Genomic DNA, 2,418 nt, shown 5'->3' on the forward strand with positions numbered 1-2,418 from the left:
TCGTTCTGGAAGGCAGTGCGCGACGCCGTCGTGAAGTCCTCGTACCTGGTACCGACACCGATCACCAGGTCCGCCTCGCGCGCCAGGGCATTCGCCGCCGTCGTACCGGTTGACCCGATGGCACCGAGCGCCTGCGGGTGGTTCCACGGCAGCACGCCGACGCCGGCCTGGGTCCAGCCCACGGGGATGCCGGTGGCCTCGGCGAACTCCCGCAGCTGGTCCTGCGCGAAGGCGTACAGCACGCCGCCGCCGGCCACGATGATGGGGCGCTTCGCGGCCTTGATCCGGCGCGCGGCCTCGGCGATGTCCTCGGCTTCCGGGGCGGGGCGGCGGATGCGCCACTCGCGCTCGGCGAGGAATTCCTCCGGTACCTCGATGAGCTCGGCCTGGACATCCTGCGGCAACGCGATCGTCACGGCACCGGTCTCGGCCGGGTCCGTCAGCACCCGCAGGCTGTTCAGCAGGGCGGAGAACAGCTGTTCGGGCCTCTGGACCTTGTCGAAATACTTGGAGACCGGACGGAAGGCATCGTTGACCGTGATGTCGTAGCCATGCGGCTGCTCGATCTGCTGCAGCACGGGGTCCACAGTGCGCGTGGCAAAAGTGTCCGAAGGGAACAGCAGCACGGGCAGGCGGTTCGCCGTAGCCAGAGCGGCGCCGGTCAGCAGGTTCGTGGAGCCCGGCCCCACCGAGGTGGTGACGGCGAAGGTCTGGCGGCGGCGCGTGTGCCTGGCGTAGCCGACGGCCTGGTGTGCCTGGGCCTGTTCGTTGCGGCCCTGGTAGTACGGCATGAGGGAGGGGTCCTTGGCCTGCCACTGCTTCAGGGCCTGGCCGACGCCGGCCACATTGCCGTGGCCGAAGATGCCGAACATGCCGGGGATCAGCCGTTCCCGGTACTCCACGCCGCCCACGCGGTCCACGGTGTACTGCTTGCCCAGGAACTCGACGAGCGCCTGGGACACGGTCATGGTGCGGGTCATCGCACGGTCTCCTTGCTGACGGAGGGGATGATTTCTTCGTGCCGCAGCAGCGAAGCCGCCGCGGCGACGGCACCGGCGACGTCGCCGTCGGCCGGGTAAAGCAGGGTGCGGCCGACGGTGAGGCCCTGCACGCCGGGCAGGGCAAGTGCCTTGCCCCATTCGGCGAAAACCTCGTCCTGGTGGCCGGCGGGATCGCCGCCCAGGAGCACGGTGGGCATGGTAGTGGCGGCCATGACGCGTTCCATCTCGGCCACCACGGGAAGCTTCATCCAGGTCAGCGCGCTGCTGGTGCCGAGGCCGGAAGCAATCCCGATCGACTTGATCACGGCGTCCGGGCTCAAGTCGTTGCGGACCTTGCCGTCCACCCACTCCGAAAGGAACGGCTCCACCATGGCGATCAGGCCGTGGCTGTTAAGGGAGTCGATGGCCTTCGCCGTCGCCTCAAGGAACTGTGCCGTCACCGGGTCCCCAAGGCAGATGCGGGTGAGCATCTTTCCTCCGTCGGCGCCGAGTGCCGCCAAGGCGTCGGCCGTGTGGCCGGTGAAGCGGTCATCGAACTCGTTGACGAAGCCGGCCAGGCCGCCACGGTTCATCGAGCCGAAAACGAGCTTGCCGTCCAGGGCTCCGAGCAGCAGGAGGTCGTCCATGATGTCCGGGCTGGCCAGGACGCCGTCCACGGCCGGGTTTGCCAAAGCGATCTGCAGGCGGTCCAGCAGTCCGCGCCGGTCAGCCATCGCCGTCGGCTGGCCCTGGGCGGTGAGGGCACCGCGGGCGGGATGGTCGGCAGCCACAATGAAGTTCTGCTTGCCGAGCACGGCGCCCGGGTGCTTGATGCGCGCCTCGGCCGCGCGGGCCACCGCTCCCGGATCCTCCAGTCGGATCTTGGTCAGGAATTCGTAGCGGCGTGGATCATCGAAATCGATGCTTTCGAGGCTCATTTGGCCACCTCCTTCGCGGTGCCGGCCACCAAGCGGCCGCGTTCGATGAGCAGGGAGGTGACTTCCTCCGAGGTGGGCATGGCGTCCGCGCAAGAAAGCCGGGAGGCAACGATCGCGCCTGCGGCGTTGGCGTAATCGAGGACTTCGGCCAGGGACCAGCCCGCGAGCAGGCCGTGCACGAACGCACCGCCGAAGGAATCGCCCGCTCCGAGGCCGTTGAGCGTCTGCACCGGAACCGGGGCGGAGACCACGCGTTCGGTCCGTGTCTTGGCCATGACGCCTTCGGGGCCGAGCTTGACGACGGCGATCTGCACGCCGGCGTCCAGCAGGCGGTCAGCCTGTTCGTCCGGAGTCCCGGTGCCGACGGCGACCGCGCACTCTTCGTCGTTGCCGATTGCGACAGTGACGTGCGGGAGCACGCGGGCCACCTGCTCGCGGGCCTCCTCGACGCTGTTCCAGAACATCGGACGGTAATCGAGGTCCAGGATGGTGTGCTGCCC

The 2,418-nt window shown here is 68.7% G+C and carries 3 protein-coding genes; all 3 read right to left on the bottom strand.

All coding sequences use genetic code 11. From position 1 onward, the window contains the following. Nucleotides 1–968: thiamine pyrophosphate-binding protein (locus BIU82_RS11870; protein ID WP_253182762.1), on the bottom strand; the 968-nt coding region annotated here is incomplete at its 3' end. A gap of 8 nt (nucleotides 969–976) precedes the next feature. Next, complete coding sequence (locus BIU82_RS11875) at nucleotides 977–1,918, bottom strand: deoxyribose-phosphate aldolase (RefSeq protein ID WP_070349678.1); 942 nt, start codon at nucleotides 1,916–1,918, stop codon at nucleotides 977–979. Then, the coding region (locus tag BIU82_RS11880; RefSeq protein WP_253182761.1) for a PfkB family carbohydrate kinase at nucleotides 1,915–2,418 on the bottom strand (504 nt) is incomplete at its 5' end. The genes BIU82_RS11875 and BIU82_RS11880, both read right to left, overlap by 4 nt.

The organism is Arthrobacter sp. SW1, assembly GCF_001766675.1.
In the GTDB taxonomy this organism is placed as follows: Bacteria; Actinomycetota; Actinomycetes; order Actinomycetales; family Micrococcaceae; genus Arthrobacter.